This window comes from Microbaculum marinisediminis (assembly GCF_025397915.1).
GTDB classification, from domain to species: Bacteria; Pseudomonadota; Alphaproteobacteria; order Rhizobiales; family Tepidamorphaceae; genus Microbaculum; species Microbaculum marinisediminis.
Genome location: NZ_JALIDZ010000009.1, coordinates 34,478 through 52,102 on the forward strand (window position 1 = coordinate 34,478; position 17,625 = coordinate 52,102).

Genomic DNA, 17,625 nt, shown 5'->3' on the forward strand with positions numbered 1-17,625 from the left:
GCCTGACGGCCTACCAGATCGCGGTTGCCGTCATGGCGAGGCGGCCGTCCTCGGCGCAGGTCCACAATGCGGCGGTCCCGTCGGGCAGACGCCGGCCGCAGACCCGGAACGGCGCCCCATCGAACAGCGTTCCGACGCCGCGATAGCGCATGACGCGCGGCCTCTCGCCGGCGTTCATGTCGCGCGCCAGATACTGCAGGTATGTCGACTGCAGCGGACCATGCACGACGAGGCCGGGATAACCCTCGACCCCGGTCGCGTAGGGACGGTCGTAGTGAATCCGGTGGCCGTTATACGTCAGCGCCGAATAGCGGAACAGAAGTGTCGGCGTCGGGTCGATCACGCGCTCCAGTTCGGCGGCCTCTTCCGCGTAGCGCGGCGCGGCGGCGCCTGCCCCCTCCTCCCGATAGACGACGTCGTGGCGTTCGCTAACCGCCGCGCCGCGCTCGGTTTCGTAGTGGTGGCGCACGGCGACGAAACAGAGGTCGCCGGTGCGTCCCCGCTTCGCCGTCACATCCTCGATGGTGGAGCGGCGCGTCACACGGTCGCCGACCCGCAGATCGCCGAGCCATTCGATCTCGCCGCCCGCCCACATACGGCGCGGCAACGGCACCGGCGGCAGGAAGCCGCCACGGGCGGGATGGCCGTCGCGACCGAGCGCCGACATCGGCGCGACCGGCGGGGCGAGGCACCAGTGGATCGCCAGCGGCGCCTCCTCGCCCGGCGCGGGCTCGCCCGGGTCCTCGTCGAGCATGGCCCGGTATCCCTTGACGAGCTGTGGCGTGATCTGATCGCGGGCTTCCTCGCCGTTGCCGATCCATCGGCGCAGATGATCGACATCGAGCGGCATCTAGTAGGACCTCGGCAGCTTGAGCACGTGCTCGGCGACATAGGACAGGATGAGGTTCGTCGAGATCGGGGCGACCTGATAGAGCCGGGTCTCGCGGAACTTGCGCTCGACATCGAAATCGGTGGCGAAGCCGAAGCCGCCGTGGGTCTGCAGACAGGTGTCGGCGGCGTGCCAGGAGGCCTCGGAGGCGGCGAGCTTGGCCATGTTGGCGAATTCGCCGGCCGGCTCGCCGGCATCGAACTGGGCGGCGGCGTGATAGACCATCAACCGGGCTGACTGGAACTCGACGTAGTTGCGCGCGATCGGGAACTGGACGCCCTGGTTCTGGCCGATGGGGCGTCCGAAGACGACCCGGTCGCGGGCATAGGCGGTCGCCTTGTCGAGGAACCAGCGGGCATCCCCCAGGCACTCGGCAGCAATCAGGATGCGCTCGGCATTCATGCCGTCGAGGATGTAGCGCAGCCCCTTTCCCTCCTCGCCGATTCGGTTTCCCGCCGGGATCCGGAGATCCTCGAAGAAGACTTCCGTGGTGGCGTGGTTGATCATCGTCTCGATCGGGCGGATGCGCAGCGCGTGTTCCGGCGCTTCACGCATGTCGACCAGGAAGACCGACAGCCCCTCGGTGCGCTTTTCGACCTTGTCCTTCGGCGTCGTGCGGGCCAGCAGGACCATCAGGTCGGAGTGCTCGGCGCGGCTGGTCCAGACCTTCTGCCCGTTGACCACGTAGTGATCTCCGTCGCGGGTCGCCGTCGTGCGGATCGACAGGGTATCGGTGCCGGCGGTCGGCTCGGTGACGCCGAAGGCCTGCAGCCGCAGTTCGCCCGACGCGATCGCGGGCAGATAGCGGCGCTTCTGCTCCTCGGTGCCATGCCGGAGCAGCGTGCCCATGGTGTACATCTGGGCGTGACAGGCGGCCCCGTTGCCACCGCTGGCATGGACTTCTTCCAGGATCGCCACCGCGGCCGTCAGGTTCAGACCGCTGCCGCCATACTCGGTCGGCACCAGAACCGACAGAAACCCGCCCTCGGTCATCGCCTCGACGAACTGGGTAGGATAGGCCCTGTCGCGATCGAGCTTGCGCCAGTATTCGCCGGGGAAACGGGCGCAGAGCCCCCGCACCGCCTCCCGGATCGCCTTGATGTCGTCGGTATCGGCCTGCGGAAGATCGGTCGTTTGCATGTCGTCTCGTCGAATGTTGAAGCCGCACCAGAATGGCAGTCCGAGGGCCGCACGGCAAAGGCCGGTTTATTTCCGCTTCACCGGATTTGTGTACCGCGGAACGATCGGCCCGCGGTTTCGGCTTTGACTTCGACGATGCATCGGGGACTGTGTGACCTGTGGAACCGGGCAGACACGGGCGGGCACCGATCAGATGGATGGAGCGCTGGAAGGTATTGTCGTGGTCGCGCTGGAGCAGGCCGTCGCGGCACCGCTGGCGACCTGCCGCCTCGCCGACGCGGGCGCACGCGTCATCAAGCTGGAGCGGGCCGAGGGCGATTTCGCCCGCGGCTACGACGATGCGGTTCTCGGCGAGTCGAGCTATTTCGTCTGGATCAATCGCGGCAAGGAATCCTGCCGCGTCGACCTCAAGCGCGACGACGACATGGCGCTGGTCGCCGCGATGCTGGCGAAGGCCGATGTCTTCGTGCAGAACCTCGCGCCGGGAGCGGCCGAACGGCTCGGATTGGGGGCGGCCGCGCTACGTGCCCGCCATCCCCGCCTCACCGTCTGCGACATCTCGGGCTACGCTCCCGACACGCCGGACTACCGGCGCAAGGCGTACGACCTGCTGATACAGGCCGATGTCGGGCTTTCCGCGATCACTGGAACGCCCGATGGCGGGCCGAGCCGGGTCGGGATCTCGATCGTCGATATCGCCACAGGGCAAGCGGCCCACGCGGCCATCCTCGAAGCCCTTCTCAGACGCGGGCGGACAGGCGAAGGATCGCATATCCAGATCTCGCTATTCGACACCATCGCCGAATTGATGAACGTGCCCTACCTGCAGGCGCGCTATGGCGGCAAGGCGCCGAAGAGGGCCGGACTAGCCCACCCCTCGATCGCCCCGTACGGCGTGTTCCGCCTCAAGGACGGGGACATCGTGCTGGCGGTCCAGACCGACAACGAGTGGACGGTGCTGTGCGCCGATGTCCTCCGACGGCCGGACCTGGCGCAGGATCCGCGCTTTGGGACGAATGTCTCGCGCGTCCGCCATCGGGCCGCTGTCGACGCGGCGGTCCAGGGCAGCCTCGATGCATGGACGTTTGCCGCCCTCAACGAGGCTCTCGACCGCGCCCGCATCGCATACGGCCGGCTATCCTCGCTCGCCGACCTGATCGCCCATCGCAGCGTGGCGAAGATGTCCGTCGCCGTGACCGGTGGAAACGCCGAGGTGCTGGCGCCAGCCGCTTTCGTCAACGGAGAGCGCCCCACACTTCGGCCGGTGCCGAAACTCGGCGAGCACGATGCACCGCTTCGCGCGGAGTTCGCGCCGACGAACCGCCGGAAATGATTGGCCGGAAATGATGGATCGCCCCGGCAGTAGACTCCAACTCTAGCGAGGAGCAGAGTCTTACGTAACGTCAATGAAAAACCACGAGAAATTATCGATAGCTAAACAAATTGCCGCCCCAATTAACTCTACATACGTAGGCTATATTCGAATTTTGAGATGCGATCCGTCCGGTCTCGTCGTTATCCAAGGGGGGTGACCGGACCTGGTTTTCGCAACGAATGGGGCGCGCGGGTGACTCGACTTCTGGTATTGGCTTTCCTTCCGGTCGCGATCGCGGCGACAGGCCTAGCCGGAACATCCAGCCCCTCGATGTCGGTGGAGCGCCGCAGCGAAACCACCCAGCACGACCTGCCGCTGGGGATCTACGACCCCCACAAGACGTTCAAGCAGACGCGGAACCTCGCCTTCGAGCACGTTTTCGTCAAATGGCAGACCTTCGATGCGCACTGGCTGCGCAAGAAAGCCCGGTATGCGGCTAAACGGCGCCGCAAGATGCTCGTTACCGTCGAACCGTGGACCAAGTCCCCCGGCGACACCGGCGCCACGTTGTTCAGCGACATCGTGAATGGTGCATACGACCGGGAGATCACCGCAATCTGCAGCGAGGTTTCCAGGATCAGGCGCAGGCCGCTGGTGCGCTGGGGCCATGAGATGGAAGAGGTCAGGGGCCGCTATCCATGGGCACGCGACGACAGTGATGGTTATGTCCGAGCCTTCCGGTATTTCGTTTCGAGTTGCCGGGAGATCGCGCCGAAAGCGCGGTTCATCTGGTCTCCGCTCGGTCACAGGGACCTTGCCCCGTACTATCCGGGCGACGCCTTTGTGAATTTCATCGGGCTGCCGATCTACAGCTATCAGAAAGCCGACAGGAAATGGTTCAATCGCAGCCGCACCTTCAAGGAGGCGGTGGCGGAGAAATACAATCGCGTCACCCGTTTCAACAAACCGGTCATCCTCGCCGAACTCGGCGTCAGCGGTACGCGCTGGTACGAAAGACGGTGGCTCAGGCAACTGAAAAAAGCGGGCGAGCTCTTTCCGCGAGTCAAGGCGACGCTTTACTTCAACATGCGTGAGGTCGCTGACTGGCCCGACGGCCTGGGCAGGCCGGACTGGCGCATCGCGCCGCGGCAGCTGCGCTAGGCCCCAACCGCCAGCCTCCGCGCCTTCGGGCCGCGACAACGCCACCCGACCACATCGTCGCACACTCTACTGAGACCGCCCCCTCCCCCGGCGCGGTCAACGACTCGTCGCACGCCCCGCTCCTCGCGCCTCGGCAACGAAAAAACAGACCGTTAGATATACGCCTACACTCGCGGGAACGCCCGCCTCCCTGCTCGCGCCATACCATATCCCGCCAGCCCTCTGGCTTTTAACGACTAGGCCCGAGGCAGCGAACGGGAGGAAAATACTCATGAAATCAAGGCTCTTTGGTGCCGTTGCGGCAACCGCCATCCTGATGGCCGCAGGCGCACACGCGGCAGATCCGGTGAAAGTCGGCTTTATGGCCACCCTCGAAGGCACCTACACCGTGCTCGGCGAAGACGGCCAGCGCGGGTTTGAGGTCGCGCTCAAGAAATGGGGCAACAAGGCCGGAGGCCGCGATATCGAAGTGATCGTCGCCCCGACCGACGCCAGCCCGGAAAGCGCGTTGCGCGCCGTGCGCAAGCTCGTCGAGCAGGACAAGGTCGACTTCGTCATCGGCCCGCTCTCCGGTTCCGAGGGCATCGCGCTGCGGGACTACGCCAAGACGCAGCCGCAGGTGACAATCATCAACGGGTCCTCCGGCGCCCAGGAAACGACCTTCGTCGATCCGGCGGAAAACTTCTTCCGCTACAACATGGACGGCGCCCAGTGGGGTGTGGGTCTCGGCGACTACGTCTACAATGACAAGGGATGGAAGACCGTGGCTTCCGTCGCCGAGGACTATTCGTTCGGCTACACCAACTTCCTCGGTTTCGCCCACGAATACTGCAAGGCCGGCGGCAAAATAACCGAACGTCTCTGGGTGCCGCTCGGCACCAAGGACTTCGCGTCGATCATCGCCGCTCTGCCCGACGACGTCGACGCCATCTATCTCGGCCTCGGCGGCGGCGATGCGGTCAATTTCCTCAACCAGTACCAGCAGGCCGGCGGCGGCGACGTGGGCCTCATCGGCGGTACGATCATGGTCGACGGCACGGTGCTGTCCTCGAAGGGCAACGCCAAGAAGCAGCTCATCGGCACGCCGTCCTCCGGCCCGCAGGCGGACACCTGGGACGATGCCAAGTGGCAGGAATACGTAAAGGCGTACCAGGACGCATTCCCGCCCGAGAAGCGCTTCCCGAGCCCGTCGCTGCTGGCGACCGGCTATTACAACGCGGCCGACGCCGCCTTCACCTGCCTCGATGAGGTCAATGGCGACCTGTCGGACGGCCAGGAGAAGTTCCGCGGTTGCCTGGCGTCCATCGAGCTCGACGCGCCGAACGGGAAGATCACCCTCGACAAGAACCGGCAGGCGATCGGCTCCAACTTCGTCTTCGAAGTGGTCGAGATGCCCGACGGAAACCTCGGCACCAAGATGGTGAAGAAGGTCGACAACGTGACCCAGACCCTCGGCGTCCCCGAGGACGAGTTCCGCAAGCTCGGCCTGCCGTCCCGCGACATCGTGGACTGCGACTGACGCTCCCAAGACAGAACCCGGGCCGGGTGTCGACGACATCCGGCCCGACTGTCCGACCCCTCGTCCGCCTGCGCTGGCGAGGCTGAGATGGCGTCAATGCACCCAGCGTGAGGGGCGCACGATGTCGTTGATCAACTACGTCACCAAGATCCACTTCGCCGCCGGCGTCCTCGAAGAGGCGGTCCGCGCGGAGACGCGGGCACTGGGTATCCGCCGGGCGCTGCTGATCTACGAGCAGGCCCTGGCCGACAGCGAGGTGCTCGAACAACTGATCGACGCGCTCGAGCCGAATTTCGCCCCCGTCCTGTTCCGCAAACCCGAGCGGTTTCCGGATGAAGCGACGGCGCGGTTCGTTTCCGCCGAATTCGCGAACTGCGGATGCGACGGGATCGTCGCGCTTGGATCGGAACAGTGCATCGATCTCGCCAAAGCAATCGCATTGCTTGCGAGCCATGGCGGCGCGCTGTCGCGGTACGCCAAGGTGGAAGGCGGCTTCGGCCGCATCCGCGACATCCTTCCGCCGGTGATCTCGATCCCCACGACGGCCGGCTCGGGAACGGAGGTCGGCAGCGGCGCCCTCATCGTAATGAACGACGGCAGGCGGCTCGGCCTGGTCAGCCCGTTTCTCGTGCCCAAGGTCGCCATCTGCGACCCGACGCTGACGCTCGACGTTTCGCCGGAAGTGACGGCGAGCACCGGAATGGACGCCATTACCCACTGCATCGAGACCTATCTCTCCGTCGCCTACAACCCGCCGGCCGATGGCATTGCCATCGAGGGCCTGATGCGCGCGGCCTGCAACATCGAAAGGGCCGTGCAGAACGGCCGGGACATAGACGCGCGCCGCGAGATGATGGCGGCGGCCCTGAACGGGGCGCTGGCCCAGCAGAAGGGCCTCGGCGGCGTCCACGCTATCAGCCATGCGCTCGGACGACCCGATGGAAACACCTTCCACCACGGCGCGCTCAATTCCATCGTCCTGCCATACGTGATGGACTTCAACGCACCGGCCGTCGGCGACCGGTTTGCGATACTGGGCCGGGCGCTCGGTATCGGTCCGGAACAAGCCCTGATCGACGGGCTGGTCCGGCTCACCGAACGGCTTGGGCTTCCAGGCCGTCTGGCCGCGCTGGGCATCGACAGCGCCGCAATCGACCGCGCCGCGCCTCTCGCCGAGAAAGACCACACGAACAGCACAAATCCGCGGATGGCCTCGGCCGAGGACTACCGAACCCTCATGCGAATGGCCCTATGAGCACATGCGTGTACGTTTGCGCATACTTTGACAGCCGAATATCCGCTGTGTCAGACTTTTCGACAATCCCCCGCGCAAAGACGGGGGCGCGTATCGCCAAGATGCGGAGGGAGGAATGAGCACGGCACTTTCCGTGTATCACGGGAGGTTTGGGCGTGCCGCGATTTATCGGCTCGACAAATCACTCGCGACACACGCCCACCGGGAAGGTCATATAATTCTACTGATCGGAGCGAGCGACAGCGCGCTTACGATTTCGGATCACACATACGCCCTGACCGGTTCTCACGGTGTCGCGGTAAATCCGTGGCAGCCACACAATTTCATCGCCGCCGACCCGGTCAACGGATCGGTGCTGCTGGTTCTCTACATCAAGCCCCTGTGGTTCCTCGAAGCCGGCCGCAGTGCCGACAACGCCCTGCGCTTCGGGCGCAATTCCATCGAGATCACGTCCGCGGTCGGCCGTCTCGCGCAGCGCGTAACATCCATGCTGCTGGACGACGAGTCCTCGAGCCTTTTCGACGGGTATCTCTACGAACTGACCCGCGAATGCTTCGATCAGTCGTGGCAATGGAAATCCGACGAGCCGACCAACCGCATGACCTGGAGCGGGATCTCCGACTTCCGGATCCGGAATTCGCTCCGTCTCATGCGCGATCGCATCGGCGACGAATTCGTGCTCGACGACATCGCGCGGGAATCCGGTCTGTCGAGACCGCACTTCTACAAGCTGTTCCACCAGAACGTCGGCGTCACGCCCAACACGTACCTGAACACCCTCAAGATGGAAACGTCGCTCGACCGGCTGACGATGAGCAGCGATCCGGTCACCACGATTGGTCTCGATCTCGGGTTTTCGTCGCAGGCGAGCTTCACCCGGTTCTTCAGCACCAATGTCGGGATTCCGCCAAGCGATTACCGGCGCGCCACGATGGTGCTGCAATAGGGCCGTTGTCACGAGGCCGGCAACAATAATACTCAAAGGTATGCCTGGTCCGGGTCCCGCGCCGTAATCTTCTCCAAAACATCAAACGGGGGGAGAGGCGCAAAGGATGCCTGCCAGGGCCAAAGCGAGGGAGCGAGTCGTACTGCCTCCGCATACCCGACGTGACAGGGTGTCGGGGGCTTAGGCAATGCGCTTCTTCGAACGCCATCCCTATTGGTCGTTCATCATCCTGATCCTGGTGGCGATCTTCCTCTGGCTGATCTTCGCGCCGTGGTCGGACGGCGTCGAAAACATCCTGGGCCGCAAGAAGGTCTTCCTGAACGCACTGTTCAACGGCATCACCCTGGGCGCGCTCTATTTCTTCGTGGCCAGCGGCTTCACGCTGATATTCGGCCTGATGCGCAACGTGAACCTGGCGCACGGCTCGCTCTACCTGCTCGGCGGCTACATCGGCTACGAGGTCGCCACGGCCACCGAATGGTGGCTGCTTTCGTTCGTCGTCGCGTTCATCGTCGTGGGTGCCTTCGGCGTCGTCCTGCAATACGTCGTGTTCCGCCGCATGGAAGGCGACGACCTCAAGCAGACGCTGGTCACGATCGGCATCTCGATCTGCCTGGCCGACATCATGCTGTGGATCTGGGGCGGCGATTTCTATCAGATCCTTGCCCCCGAATGGCTGTCCGGCCCGGTCGAACTGCCGCTGATTACCGCCGTCAAGAGCAGCGGCGACGCGGTCTACCTCAAATACCCCGTCGTGCGCCTGTTCATCCTCGTTGCGGCGATCGTGGTCGGCGCGCTGATGTGGATCGCGCTCAACCGGACGCGCATCGGCATGCTGGTGCGCGCCGGCGTGGACGACCGCGACATGCTGTCGGCGACGGGCGTGCGTATCCAGCTTGTCTTCGTGCTCGTGTTCGCCGTCGGAGCGGGACTGGCAGGACTGGCCGGCGTCGTCGGCGGGACGTTCCAGTCGCTCGCGCCCGGCGAAGACACGCGCTTCCTGCTGGCCTCGCTGGTGGTCGTAATCGTCGGCGGGATGGGCTCGATCCCGGGCGCCGCCCTCGGCGCGGTCATCATCGGGCTCGCCGAGCAGTTCGGCTCCGTCTACTTCCCGACCTACGCGGTCGTCCTCACCTTCCTCATCATGGTGCTCGTGCTGGCCTTCCGGCCCCAGGGGCTCGTTGCGAGCAGGCGCTAGCCCCATGGCCGTGACCGAACATCCCAACGGCCTCGAAACGCGCACAGGCGGTTTCGCGCAGTGGTTCGACCTGTCGCGAATTCCGGCCGCCTACTGGGCGATCGGCGCCATCCTCCTGATCATGCCGGCCTTCGCCGGCGATTTCGTGCTGTTCCAGATCTTCGGCTGGGCGTTCATCCTCGGCACGATCGCCCTGTCGCTGACGTTCCTGGGCGGCTACGGCGGCATGGTCAGCCTTGCCCAGATGTCGATCGCCGGCGTCGCCGCCTACATGACGGCGATCCTGGGAACGAGCGGCATCTCCAATATCTCGCTCGGCTGGCCGTGGTGGCTGTACCTCCCCGTGGCGATCCTCGTCGCGGTCGCCTTCGGCACGATAATAGGCGCGCTCGCCGTGCGCACCGAAGGCATCTACACGATCATGATCACGCTGGCGATCGCCACCGCATTCTTCTACTTCTGCCGCCAGAACTACGTGATCTTCAACGGCTTCAGCGGCTTCAACCAAGTGTTGCCGCCGCAGCTGTTCGGGGTCGACTGGCGCGATCCGATCCCGTTCTACTACCTGGCCCTGTTCTGGGCCGTGGCCGCCTATCTGCTGGTGCTCTACGTATCGCGCTCGCCGTTCGGGCTGGCGCTGCAGGGCGTGCGGGACAATCCCCGCCGCATGGCCGCGCTCGGCTTCAACGTCAACATGCACCGGGTTGCCGCCTACGCCTTCGCGAGCGTGATCGCGGCCGTCGGCGGCATCCTGCTCGTCTGGCTCAACAGCGGCATCTCGCCCGGCGCCATTTCCGTCGGACCGGCCATCGACATCCTCGTGATCGCCGTCGTGGGCGGCCTGCGCCATCCGATCGGCCCGTTCATCGGGGCGATCATCTACGTGCTGCTGCGCACTTTCGCACTCGACGCCCTGGTCTCGGTCGGACTGGCGGGCGAGCGATTCCAGCTTCTGATCGGCGTCGGCTTCCTGGTCATCGTGTTCTGGTCGCCGGACGGCGTGCTCGGCCTGTGGGCGCGCTGGCGCGAGCGGGCGCGCAACCGCGATCCGCTGACCGGCCAGCCGCGGGAGGACGCGTGATGGCGGAAACCGTCGCCCAGCGCCTGTCCTCGGCCGGAGCGGCCAACGCGCTGGAGCTGCGCGGCGTATCGCGCATGTTTGGCGCGCTCGCCGCGCTCAGCGATATCACCATGACGGTCCGTCCCGGCGAGCGCCGCGCCGTGCTCGGCTCCAACGGCGCCGGCAAGACCACGCTGTTCAACTGCATCACCGGCGACTTCCTGCCGACATCGGGCACGATTAGGCTGTTCGGGGAGGACGTCACGGCCTTCCCCGCCTACGAACGCATCCGCCGCGGGCTACGCCGGACCTATCAGATCTCGCTTCTGTTCGGCGGCCTGACCGTCCTCGACAACATCTATCTCGCCTGCCGCGGCGTATCGCGCGGCCGGTTCTCGCTGATCAGGCCGCGGCGCAACGACGCCTTGATGCAGGCGGCCGAGGAACTGCTGACCGCCGTCCACCTGACGCCGGCACGCGATACGCTCGTCGCCGAGCTGTCCTACGGTCAGCAACGCCAGCTCGAAATCGCGCTGGCGCTGGCCGGCGCGCCGCGCTTCATCCTGTTCGACGAGCCCGCGGCCGGGCTGTCTCCGGCCGAACGGCGCGACCTTATCGACATCCTTTCCGGGCTTCCCGAGCACATCGGATACATCATCATCGAGCACGACATGGACGTCGCGCTGCGCGTCTCCGAGCGCGTGACCATGATGCACAACGGGCGCATCTTCAAGGAAGGCAGCCCGGAGGAAATAGAGGAAGACCCGGAAGTCCAGGCGCTCTATCTGGGGGGCGCCCATGGCTGAACGTGACCGCACCGGCACTCCGGTCCTCGAGATCCGTGGACTGAACGTCTACTACGGCGCCTCGCACGCCCTGCAGGGCGTGGACCTCAAGCTCCAGGGCGGCGCGCTTGCGGTCGTGGGCCGCAACGGCATGGGCAAGACGACGCTGTGCAAGGCGATCATGGGCCTGGTGCCGATCGCGTCTGGTGCGATCCGGTTCGCCGGCCACGAACTCGCCGGACGCACCCCGGCCGAGATCGCGCGCCTCGGCATCGGCTATGTGCCGCAGGGCCGGCGCCTGTGGCGCTCGCTGACGGTCGACGAGCATCTGCGCATGGTTTCCAGCGGCCACGCCGGGGCCTGGACGGTGGAGCGCATCTATTCGACGTTTCCGCGGCTCGCCGACCGGCGCAACAACGGCGGCGGCCAGTTGTCGGGCGGCGAGCAGCAGATGCTCGCGATCGCCCGCGCGCTCCTGCTCAACCCGCAGCTCCTCGTCATGGACGAGCCGACCGAGGGCCTCGCACCGGTCATCGTCGCCCAGGTCGAGGAGCTTCTGATCAATCTCGCCGAATCCGGCGACATCAACGTCCTTCTGATCGAACAGAACATCGGCGTGGCGACCGAGGTCGCCCCCGAGGTCGCGATCATGGTCAACGGGCGCATCAACCGGATCATCGATTCCGGCCAGCTCTCCGGCGACCGCGACCTGCAGCAGCGGCTTCTCGGCGTGGGCCGTCATGCCCATGACGAGACGCCCGACGTCGAAACGCCGACGCGTCGGTCGGAAACCGAGCGCGGCGCCGCGCCCGAGCACGCCGTGCAACGCGTCTACATTTCGAATCCCAAGCCGCCGACGCGCTGGTCGCAGCCGGTTCCGGTGCGCCAGATCGAACAGGCGGCGCGCATCGTGTCTGCGGGACGGGCGCCGGGGATGGATGCCGCCTTGCCGCACGCCGAGCTGAGACCGCTGGCCTCGCCCGGCGAGAACGTCGTGCTGGTCGCCGGCACCCTCGACACCAAGGGCGAAGAACTGCGGTTCATCCGCGACGTGATCCGCGAGCACGGCCTGCCGGTGCGCATGGTCGACCTTTCCACCTCCGGCCGCCATTCCGGCGCGGAGGTCCCCGCGCATCAGGTCGCCGCCTTCCATCCGCGCGGCGCCAGCGGCGTGTTCACCCATGATCGCGGCGAGTCGGTGGCCGGCATGACGCTGGCGTTCGAGCGCTGGGTGGCGCGGCAAAGCGGCATCGCCGGGATCATTTCGGCGGGCGGGTCCGGCGGGACCGCGATCGTCGCACCGGCCATGCGCGCGCTTCCGGTGGGCACGCCCAAGCTGATCGTCTCGACCGTCGCGTCCGGCGACGTGCGCCGCTATGTCGGGCCCTCCGACATCACCATGATGTACTCGGTCGCCGACGTGCAGGGCCTGAACTCGATCACCCGGCAGGTTCTGCGCAACGCAGCCGCGGCCATGTCCGGGATGGTCCTCGACCGGCGCGAGCCCGCACGGCGGGAGTCGGGCGGCGTGAAGCCCGCGGTTGGCCTGACCATGTTCGGCGTGACGACGCAGAGCGTCCGGCAGGTGGCCGATGCGCTGGAGACGGATTACGACTGCCTCGTCTTCCACGCGACCGGCATCGGCGGTCAGTCGATGGAGAAACTCATCGACGGTGGCCAGATCCGCGCGGTGATCGACATCACCACGACCGAGATCTGCGACATGATTGCTGGGGGAATCTTCCCGGCCACCGAGGATCGCTTCGGCGCGATCATCCGCACGCGCATCCCCTATATCGGCTCGTGCGGCGCCCTCGACATGGTCAACTTCGGCGCCCCGGACACCGTTCCGGAGAAATACCGGCACCGTACCTTCTACCATCACAATCCGCAGATCACCCTGATGCGCACGACGCCGGAGGAAAACGCGGAGATGGGCCGCTGGATCGGCAACCGTCTCAACGAGATGGAAGGCCCGGTCCGCTTCTTCCTGCCCGAAGGCGGCGTCTCGCAGCTCGATCAGCCCGGGCAGCCGTTCCACGATCCGACGGCCGACAAGGCCCTGTTCGATGCCCTGGAGCAGACGGTTCGCCAGACCGCGAGCCGGCAGCTGGTGCGGCTTCCCCACAACATCAACGATCCCGCGTTCTCCGCCGAGCTGGTCTCGACGTTCCGGTCTCTGCACGGCTCGACGCGGCCGAAACCCAGACGAGCATCGAGGTAGACGCCGGACATGCCGATCGAACGCACGAAGATCCTCGAAAGGTTCCGCGCCATGATCGATCGCGGCGAACCGATCATCGGCGGCGGGGCCGGAACCGGCCTGTCGGCGAAATGCGAGGAAGCCGGCGGCATCGACCTGATCGTGATCTACAATTCCGGGCGCTACCGCATGGCCGGGCGCGGCTCGTTGGCCGGGCTCCTGGCCTACGGCGACGCGAACCAGATCGTGGTCGATATGGCCGCGGAGGTGCTGCCGGTCGTCGAACGCACGCCCGTGCTCGCCGGCGTGAACGGCACCGACCCTTTCCGGGTCATGGACGTCTTCCTCGACGAATTGAAGCGGATCGGCTTCTCCGGCGTCCAGAACTTCCCGACGGTCGGGCTCATCGACGGCACCTTCCGGGCCAATCTGGAAGAGACCGGCATGTCCTACGGGCTGGAGGTCGACATGATCGCCAAGGCCCGGGCCAAGGACATGCTGACCACGCCCTACGTATTCAACGAGGATGACGCCGCGGCGATGGCCATGGCGGGCGCCGATATCATCGTCTGCCACCTGGGCCTGACGACCGGCGGCTCGATCGGCGCCGAGACCGCGCTGAAGCTCGAGGACTGCCCGGCCAGGGTCGATGCCTGGGCCGAGGCCGCGCTCAAGGTCAACAAGGACGCGATCGTGCTCGTCCACGGCGGACCGGTGGCGATGCCGGACGACGCACGCTTCGTCTTGAACGAAACCCGCAACTGCCACGGCTTCTACGGCGCCTCCTCGATGGAGCGCCTGCCGACCGAGGTTGCGCTGACGGAACAAACGCGCCGGTTCAAGGAAATCGGCGGGACACTTGGGTAACGGCTGGAGGCACTCATGACGCAGCCGCTGCCGGTTCGGGAGGAAAGACCATGACTGGACAGATCATTGGCCAGATCATCCTTTGGCTCATAGTCGCGGTTGTCGCGATCGCCATCATCTACTGGGTGATGAATCGCCTCTATCGCCGCTCGACCAAGGAAGTCGCTTTCGTCAGAACCGGTTTCCTCGGCGAGAAGGTCGTCATCGACGGCGGTGCCTTCGTCTGGCCGATCGTCCACGACATCACGCCGGTGAACATGAACACCGTGCCGCTGGAGATCGTCCGCGCCAAGGAGCAGGCGCTGATCACCCGCGACCGCATGCGCGTCGACGTCGAGGCCGAATTCTACATCCGGGTGAAGCCGACGAAGGAGGCCGTCTCCCGCGCCGCCGCCACGCTCGGCCGCCGCACGCTTGATACCGAATATCTGTTCAACCTGTTGTCGAGCCGCTTCGAGTCCGCGCTGCGCGCCGTCGCCGCCGACATGACCATGGCGGAGATGCACGAGCAGCGTGGCGCCTACGTCACCCGCGTGAAGGAAGCCGCCTTCGAGGACATGGCGACCAACGGACTGGAGCTCGAGTCCGTCGCCATCATGGACATCGACCAGACCAGCCTCGAATTCTTCAATCCTTCGAACCGCTTCGACGCCGAAGGCCTGACCGCCCTCATCAAGGATATCGAGGACCGCCGGAAGCTGCGCAACGACATCGAGCAGGACTCGATGATCCAGATCAGAGCGCGGAACCTGGAGGCGGAAAAGGAAGCGCTCTCGATCGAACGGGAGAGCGAGGAGGCCCGCCTGCTGCAGGAACGCGACGTCGAATTCCGCCGGGCCCAGCAACGCGCCGAACTCGCCCGTGAAAGGGCCGAGCGCGAGCGCGAGGCCGAGGAAGCGCAGATCAGCGCACGCGAAGTCATCGAGCGCGCGCGCATCGTCACGGATCAGTCGATTACCGCGTCGCGGATCGAGTCGGAGCGCGAAATCCGTCAGCGCGAGATCGAGCGTCAGCAGGCGATCGATTCCGCCGAGATCAGGTCACGCGAGGAGACGGAAAAGGCCCGTATCCTGCAGGAACGGGCGGTCCAGGAATCCCGCATCGTCAACGAGCAGGAGACACAATCGCGCGACATCGCCCGCCGGCGCGCCATCGAGGAAGCCGAGATCGCCGCGAACGAAGCGACCGAGCGCGCCCGCATTGAGCAACAGCGGGTCGTCGAGGAAACCCGCATCGCGCAGGAACGGGCCGTTGCCGACGCCCGCATCGCCAGCGAGGAGGAGACCCGCCGGCGCGAGATCGAACGCAACCGCGCGGTGGAGGCCGCGGAAATCGCGGCGCGCGAGGCGACCGAGAAGCTGCGCATCGCCGAGGCGGCAGGTGTCAACGAGGAGCGCATCTCGACGGATCGCCGTGTCCGCGAGCTGGAAATCGAGCGTCAGCGCGTGCTCGAGGAAGCCGAGATCGCCGCCCAGCAGGCGACGGAAGCCGCGCGCATCGCCCGCGAGAAGCGGATCGCCGCCGAGCGCATCGCCTACGAGCAGGACGTGCGCGAGCGCGAGATCGCGCGCACCCGCGCGGTCGACGTGGCCGAACTCGCCGCCCGCCAGACCGTGGAATCGCAGCGCATCGACATCGACGCGAAGATCGACCAGGACCGCATCGCCCGCCGCGAGGAAACCGTGCTCGCCGAGACGGCTGCCGCGCTCAAGACGGACGCGGCCGGTATCGAACGGCAGAAGACGATCGATGCCGAGCGCATCGCGGCGGAACTGGAGACCCGTTCCCGCGAAATCGAGCGCAACGAGAATATCGAGGCCCAAGAGGTCGCCTCCCGCCGCCAGGTCGACCGCGTCCGGATCGAGAAGGAACTCGAGACGTCACGCGACAAGGTCCAGCGCGACGAGGAGCTGCGCAACCTGGAAATCGCCCGCAACAAGGTTCTGGACGAGGCCGCGATCGCTGCAGAACAGGCGGTCGAAGCGGCACGCATCTCGCAGAAGCGGACGCTCGACGCCGAGCGGATCGCCGCGGAACAGTCGGTGCGCGAACGCGAGATCGCCCGCGAGGAAGTCGTGGAAGCGAGCGACCTCAAGCGCCGCGACGCCGTCGAGCGCCAGCGCATCGAGGTCGAGCTGGGGCTGGAACAGGAGCGGATCGCGTCGCAGAAGGAACGCGAGGTCCTCGACATCAAGCGCAAGAAGGACGTCGAGGAAGCCGACGAATCCCGCATCATCGAGATCGCGGCGATCAAGGGCCAGCGCGCCGAGGCCGATGCCAAGCTGCGCCGCACCGAGATCGCGGCGACGCGCGACGTCGAGACAACAGACGTGCAGCGCGAGCAGGCCATCGAGGCGGCGCGCCTGGAGCGGCGGCGCTCGCTCGAACAGCTCGAAATCGCCCGCGTTCAGGCCCTGCGGGAGGCCGAGATCGCGTCCAACGAGGATATCGAACGGGCCCGGATCGCCTCGGAGCGCGGCCTCGACGACGCCCGCATCGGCCACGAGACCGAGCGGCGGCGCCTCGAGGTGCAGCGCGAGCGCGACGTCGAGACCGCGAAGATGGAGAAGGCCATCGCGCTCTACCAGAAGTCGCTGGAGGAGACAGCGGCCCAGATCGAGGCCGACGTCGCCAGGGCGCGCGCGGCCGAAGCCGAGGAACTGGTCAAGACGACCCGCGAAACCGAGGAGGCCAACCGCCGCAAGACGATCGACGTGCTGATGGCGCAGAAGGCCGCCGAGCAGGAAAAGATCGCCGCAGCCGCCGAGAAGGTGCGCCGCGCCGTCGAAGCCGAGGCGCAACGCCTGGTCAACGAGGCGGAGAACGTGCTCACGGACGGCGCCCGCGCCTCGCTGTTCAAGCGGAAGCTGCTCGACCGTGTCGAGGGCATCGTCGCCGCCTCGGTCAAGCCGCTGGAGAAGATCAACGACATCCGCATCGTGCAGATGGATGGCCTCACCCAGGGCGACGGCGTCGGCCGCGGCGGCAGCCCGACCGACGAGGTGATCAACTCGGCCCTGCGCTACCGCGTGCAGGCACCGCTGATCGACAGCCTCCTGTCGGAGATGGGCATCGAAGGCTCGAACATCGCCAAGCAGGCAGGCCTGATCCGCGAGGCCTCGGACATGCAGCGCATTTCCAAGGAGGCCGGGCGGTCGTCGGACGGCGGCGGTGACGGCGGCCCATCGGGAGGGGATTCCTCCGGCGGGGGCGCCTCGGGCGGCGGTTCCGGTGGCGGCGCTGGTGGCGGATCCCGGTCCCGCCGCAGCCGGAAAGGCGAATAAGCC

At 66.2% G+C, this 17,625-nt stretch carries 13 protein-coding genes; 11 read left to right on the top strand and 2 right to left on the bottom strand.

Going from position 1 to position 17,625, the window contains the following annotated elements; genetic code table 11:
* Positions 1 to 10: 10 nt before the first annotated feature.
* Together MUB46_RS18460 and MUB46_RS18465 are read right to left on the bottom strand one after the other, a co-directional pair.
* Positions 11 to 850, bottom strand: a complete 840-nt coding sequence (locus MUB46_RS18460) for an HTD2 family dehydratase (protein ID WP_261617431.1) — start codon at positions 848 to 850, stop codon at positions 11 to 13.
* Positions 851 to 2,029 (bottom strand): acyl-CoA dehydrogenase family protein, encoded by a 1,179-nt coding sequence (locus MUB46_RS18465; protein WP_261617432.1) that lies wholly within the window; start codon positions 2,027 to 2,029, stop codon positions 851 to 853.
* Between the two features lie 193 nt (positions 2,030 to 2,222).
* Between MUB46_RS18465 and MUB46_RS18470 the strand changes: the two genes are divergently transcribed.
* From MUB46_RS18470 to MUB46_RS18520, 11 genes are all read left to right on the top strand, one after another.
* On the top strand, positions 2,223 to 3,362 hold the full coding sequence (locus tag MUB46_RS18470; RefSeq protein ID WP_261617433.1) for a CaiB/BaiF CoA transferase family protein: 1,140 nt from the start codon (positions 2,223 to 2,225) through the stop codon (positions 3,360 to 3,362).
* Between the two features lie 159 nt (positions 3,363 to 3,521).
* Positions 3,522 to 4,505, top strand: coding sequence for a glycoside hydrolase family 26 protein (locus MUB46_RS18475; protein WP_261617434.1), 984 nt, complete (start codon positions 3,522 to 3,524; stop codon positions 4,503 to 4,505).
* Positions 4,506 to 4,776: 271 nt separating this feature from the next.
* Positions 4,777 to 6,024, top strand: a complete 1,248-nt coding sequence (locus MUB46_RS18480) for an ABC transporter substrate-binding protein (protein WP_261617435.1) — start codon at positions 4,777 to 4,779, stop codon at positions 6,022 to 6,024.
* A 121-nt stretch (positions 6,025 to 6,145) separates the two neighbouring features.
* Positions 6,146 to 7,279: an iron-containing alcohol dehydrogenase gene (locus tag MUB46_RS18485; protein WP_261617436.1), complete on the top strand. Its 1,134-nt coding sequence runs from the start codon at positions 6,146 to 6,148 to the stop codon at positions 7,277 to 7,279.
* A gap of 352 nt (positions 7,280 to 7,631) precedes the next feature.
* Positions 7,632 to 8,225, top strand: a complete 594-nt coding sequence (locus MUB46_RS18490) for a helix-turn-helix transcriptional regulator (protein ID WP_261617437.1) — start codon at positions 7,632 to 7,634, stop codon at positions 8,223 to 8,225.
* A gap of 187 nt (positions 8,226 to 8,412) precedes the next feature.
* On the top strand, positions 8,413 to 9,423 hold the full coding sequence (locus tag MUB46_RS18495; protein WP_261617438.1) for a branched-chain amino acid ABC transporter permease: 1,011 nt from the start codon (positions 8,413 to 8,415) through the stop codon (positions 9,421 to 9,423).
* 4 nt (positions 9,424 to 9,427) lie between these two features.
* Entirely contained in the window at positions 9,428 to 10,504 is a 1,077-nt protein-coding gene (locus MUB46_RS18500; protein WP_261617439.1) for a branched-chain amino acid ABC transporter permease, read from the top strand.
* Entirely contained in the window at positions 10,504 to 11,289 is a 786-nt protein-coding gene (locus MUB46_RS18505) for an ABC transporter ATP-binding protein (RefSeq protein ID WP_261617440.1), read from the top strand. The genes MUB46_RS18500 and MUB46_RS18505 overlap by 1 nt, the downstream gene beginning before the upstream one ends.
* Complete coding sequence (locus tag MUB46_RS18510) at positions 11,282 to 13,492, top strand: ABC transporter permease (protein ID WP_261617441.1); 2,211 nt, start codon at positions 11,282 to 11,284, stop codon at positions 13,490 to 13,492. Before MUB46_RS18505 ends, MUB46_RS18510 begins: the two co-directional genes overlap by 8 nt.
* Positions 13,493 to 13,501: 9 nt before the next feature.
* Complete coding sequence (locus tag MUB46_RS18515) at positions 13,502 to 14,338, top strand: phosphoenolpyruvate hydrolase family protein (RefSeq protein ID WP_261617442.1); 837 nt, start codon at positions 13,502 to 13,504, stop codon at positions 14,336 to 14,338.
* 50 nt (positions 14,339 to 14,388) lie between these two features.
* Positions 14,389 to 17,622, top strand: a complete 3,234-nt coding sequence (locus MUB46_RS18520; protein ID WP_261617443.1) for a flotillin family protein — start codon at positions 14,389 to 14,391, stop codon at positions 17,620 to 17,622.
* The last annotated feature ends 3 nt before the right edge of the window (positions 17,623 to 17,625 follow it).

Bases quoted from the DNA above. Each gene is read 5' to 3' on its own strand.
- MUB46_RS18520 (WP_261617443.1), top strand. From the start codon at position 14,389: ATGACTGGACAGATCATTGGCCAGATCATCCTTTGGCTCATAGTCGCG.
- MUB46_RS18480 (WP_261617435.1), top strand. From the start codon at position 4,777: ATGAAATCAAGGCTCTTTGGTGCCGTTGCGGCAACCGCCATCCTGATG.
- MUB46_RS18460 (WP_261617431.1), bottom strand. From the start codon at position 850: ATGCCGCTCGATGTCGATCATCTGCGCCGATGGATCGGCAACGGCGAG.
- MUB46_RS18495 (WP_261617438.1), top strand. From the start codon at position 8,413: ATGCGCTTCTTCGAACGCCATCCCTATTGGTCGTTCATCATCCTGATC.
- MUB46_RS18475 (WP_261617434.1), top strand. From the start codon at position 3,522: ATGCGATCCGTCCGGTCTCGTCGTTATCCAAGGGGGGTGACCGGACCT.
- MUB46_RS18515 (WP_261617442.1), top strand. From the start codon at position 13,502: ATGCCGATCGAACGCACGAAGATCCTCGAAAGGTTCCGCGCCATGATC.
- MUB46_RS18470 (WP_261617433.1), top strand. From the start codon at position 2,223: ATGGATGGAGCGCTGGAAGGTATTGTCGTGGTCGCGCTGGAGCAGGCC.
- MUB46_RS18510 (WP_261617441.1), top strand. From the start codon at position 11,282: ATGGCTGAACGTGACCGCACCGGCACTCCGGTCCTCGAGATCCGTGGA.
- MUB46_RS18465 (WP_261617432.1), bottom strand. From the start codon at position 2,029: ATGCAAACGACCGATCTTCCGCAGGCCGATACCGACGACATCAAGGCG.
- MUB46_RS18485 (WP_261617436.1), top strand. From the start codon at position 6,146: ATGTCGTTGATCAACTACGTCACCAAGATCCACTTCGCCGCCGGCGTC.
- MUB46_RS18505 (WP_261617440.1), top strand. From the start codon at position 10,504: ATGGCGGAAACCGTCGCCCAGCGCCTGTCCTCGGCCGGAGCGGCCAAC.
- MUB46_RS18500 (WP_261617439.1), top strand. From the start codon at position 9,428: ATGGCCGTGACCGAACATCCCAACGGCCTCGAAACGCGCACAGGCGGT.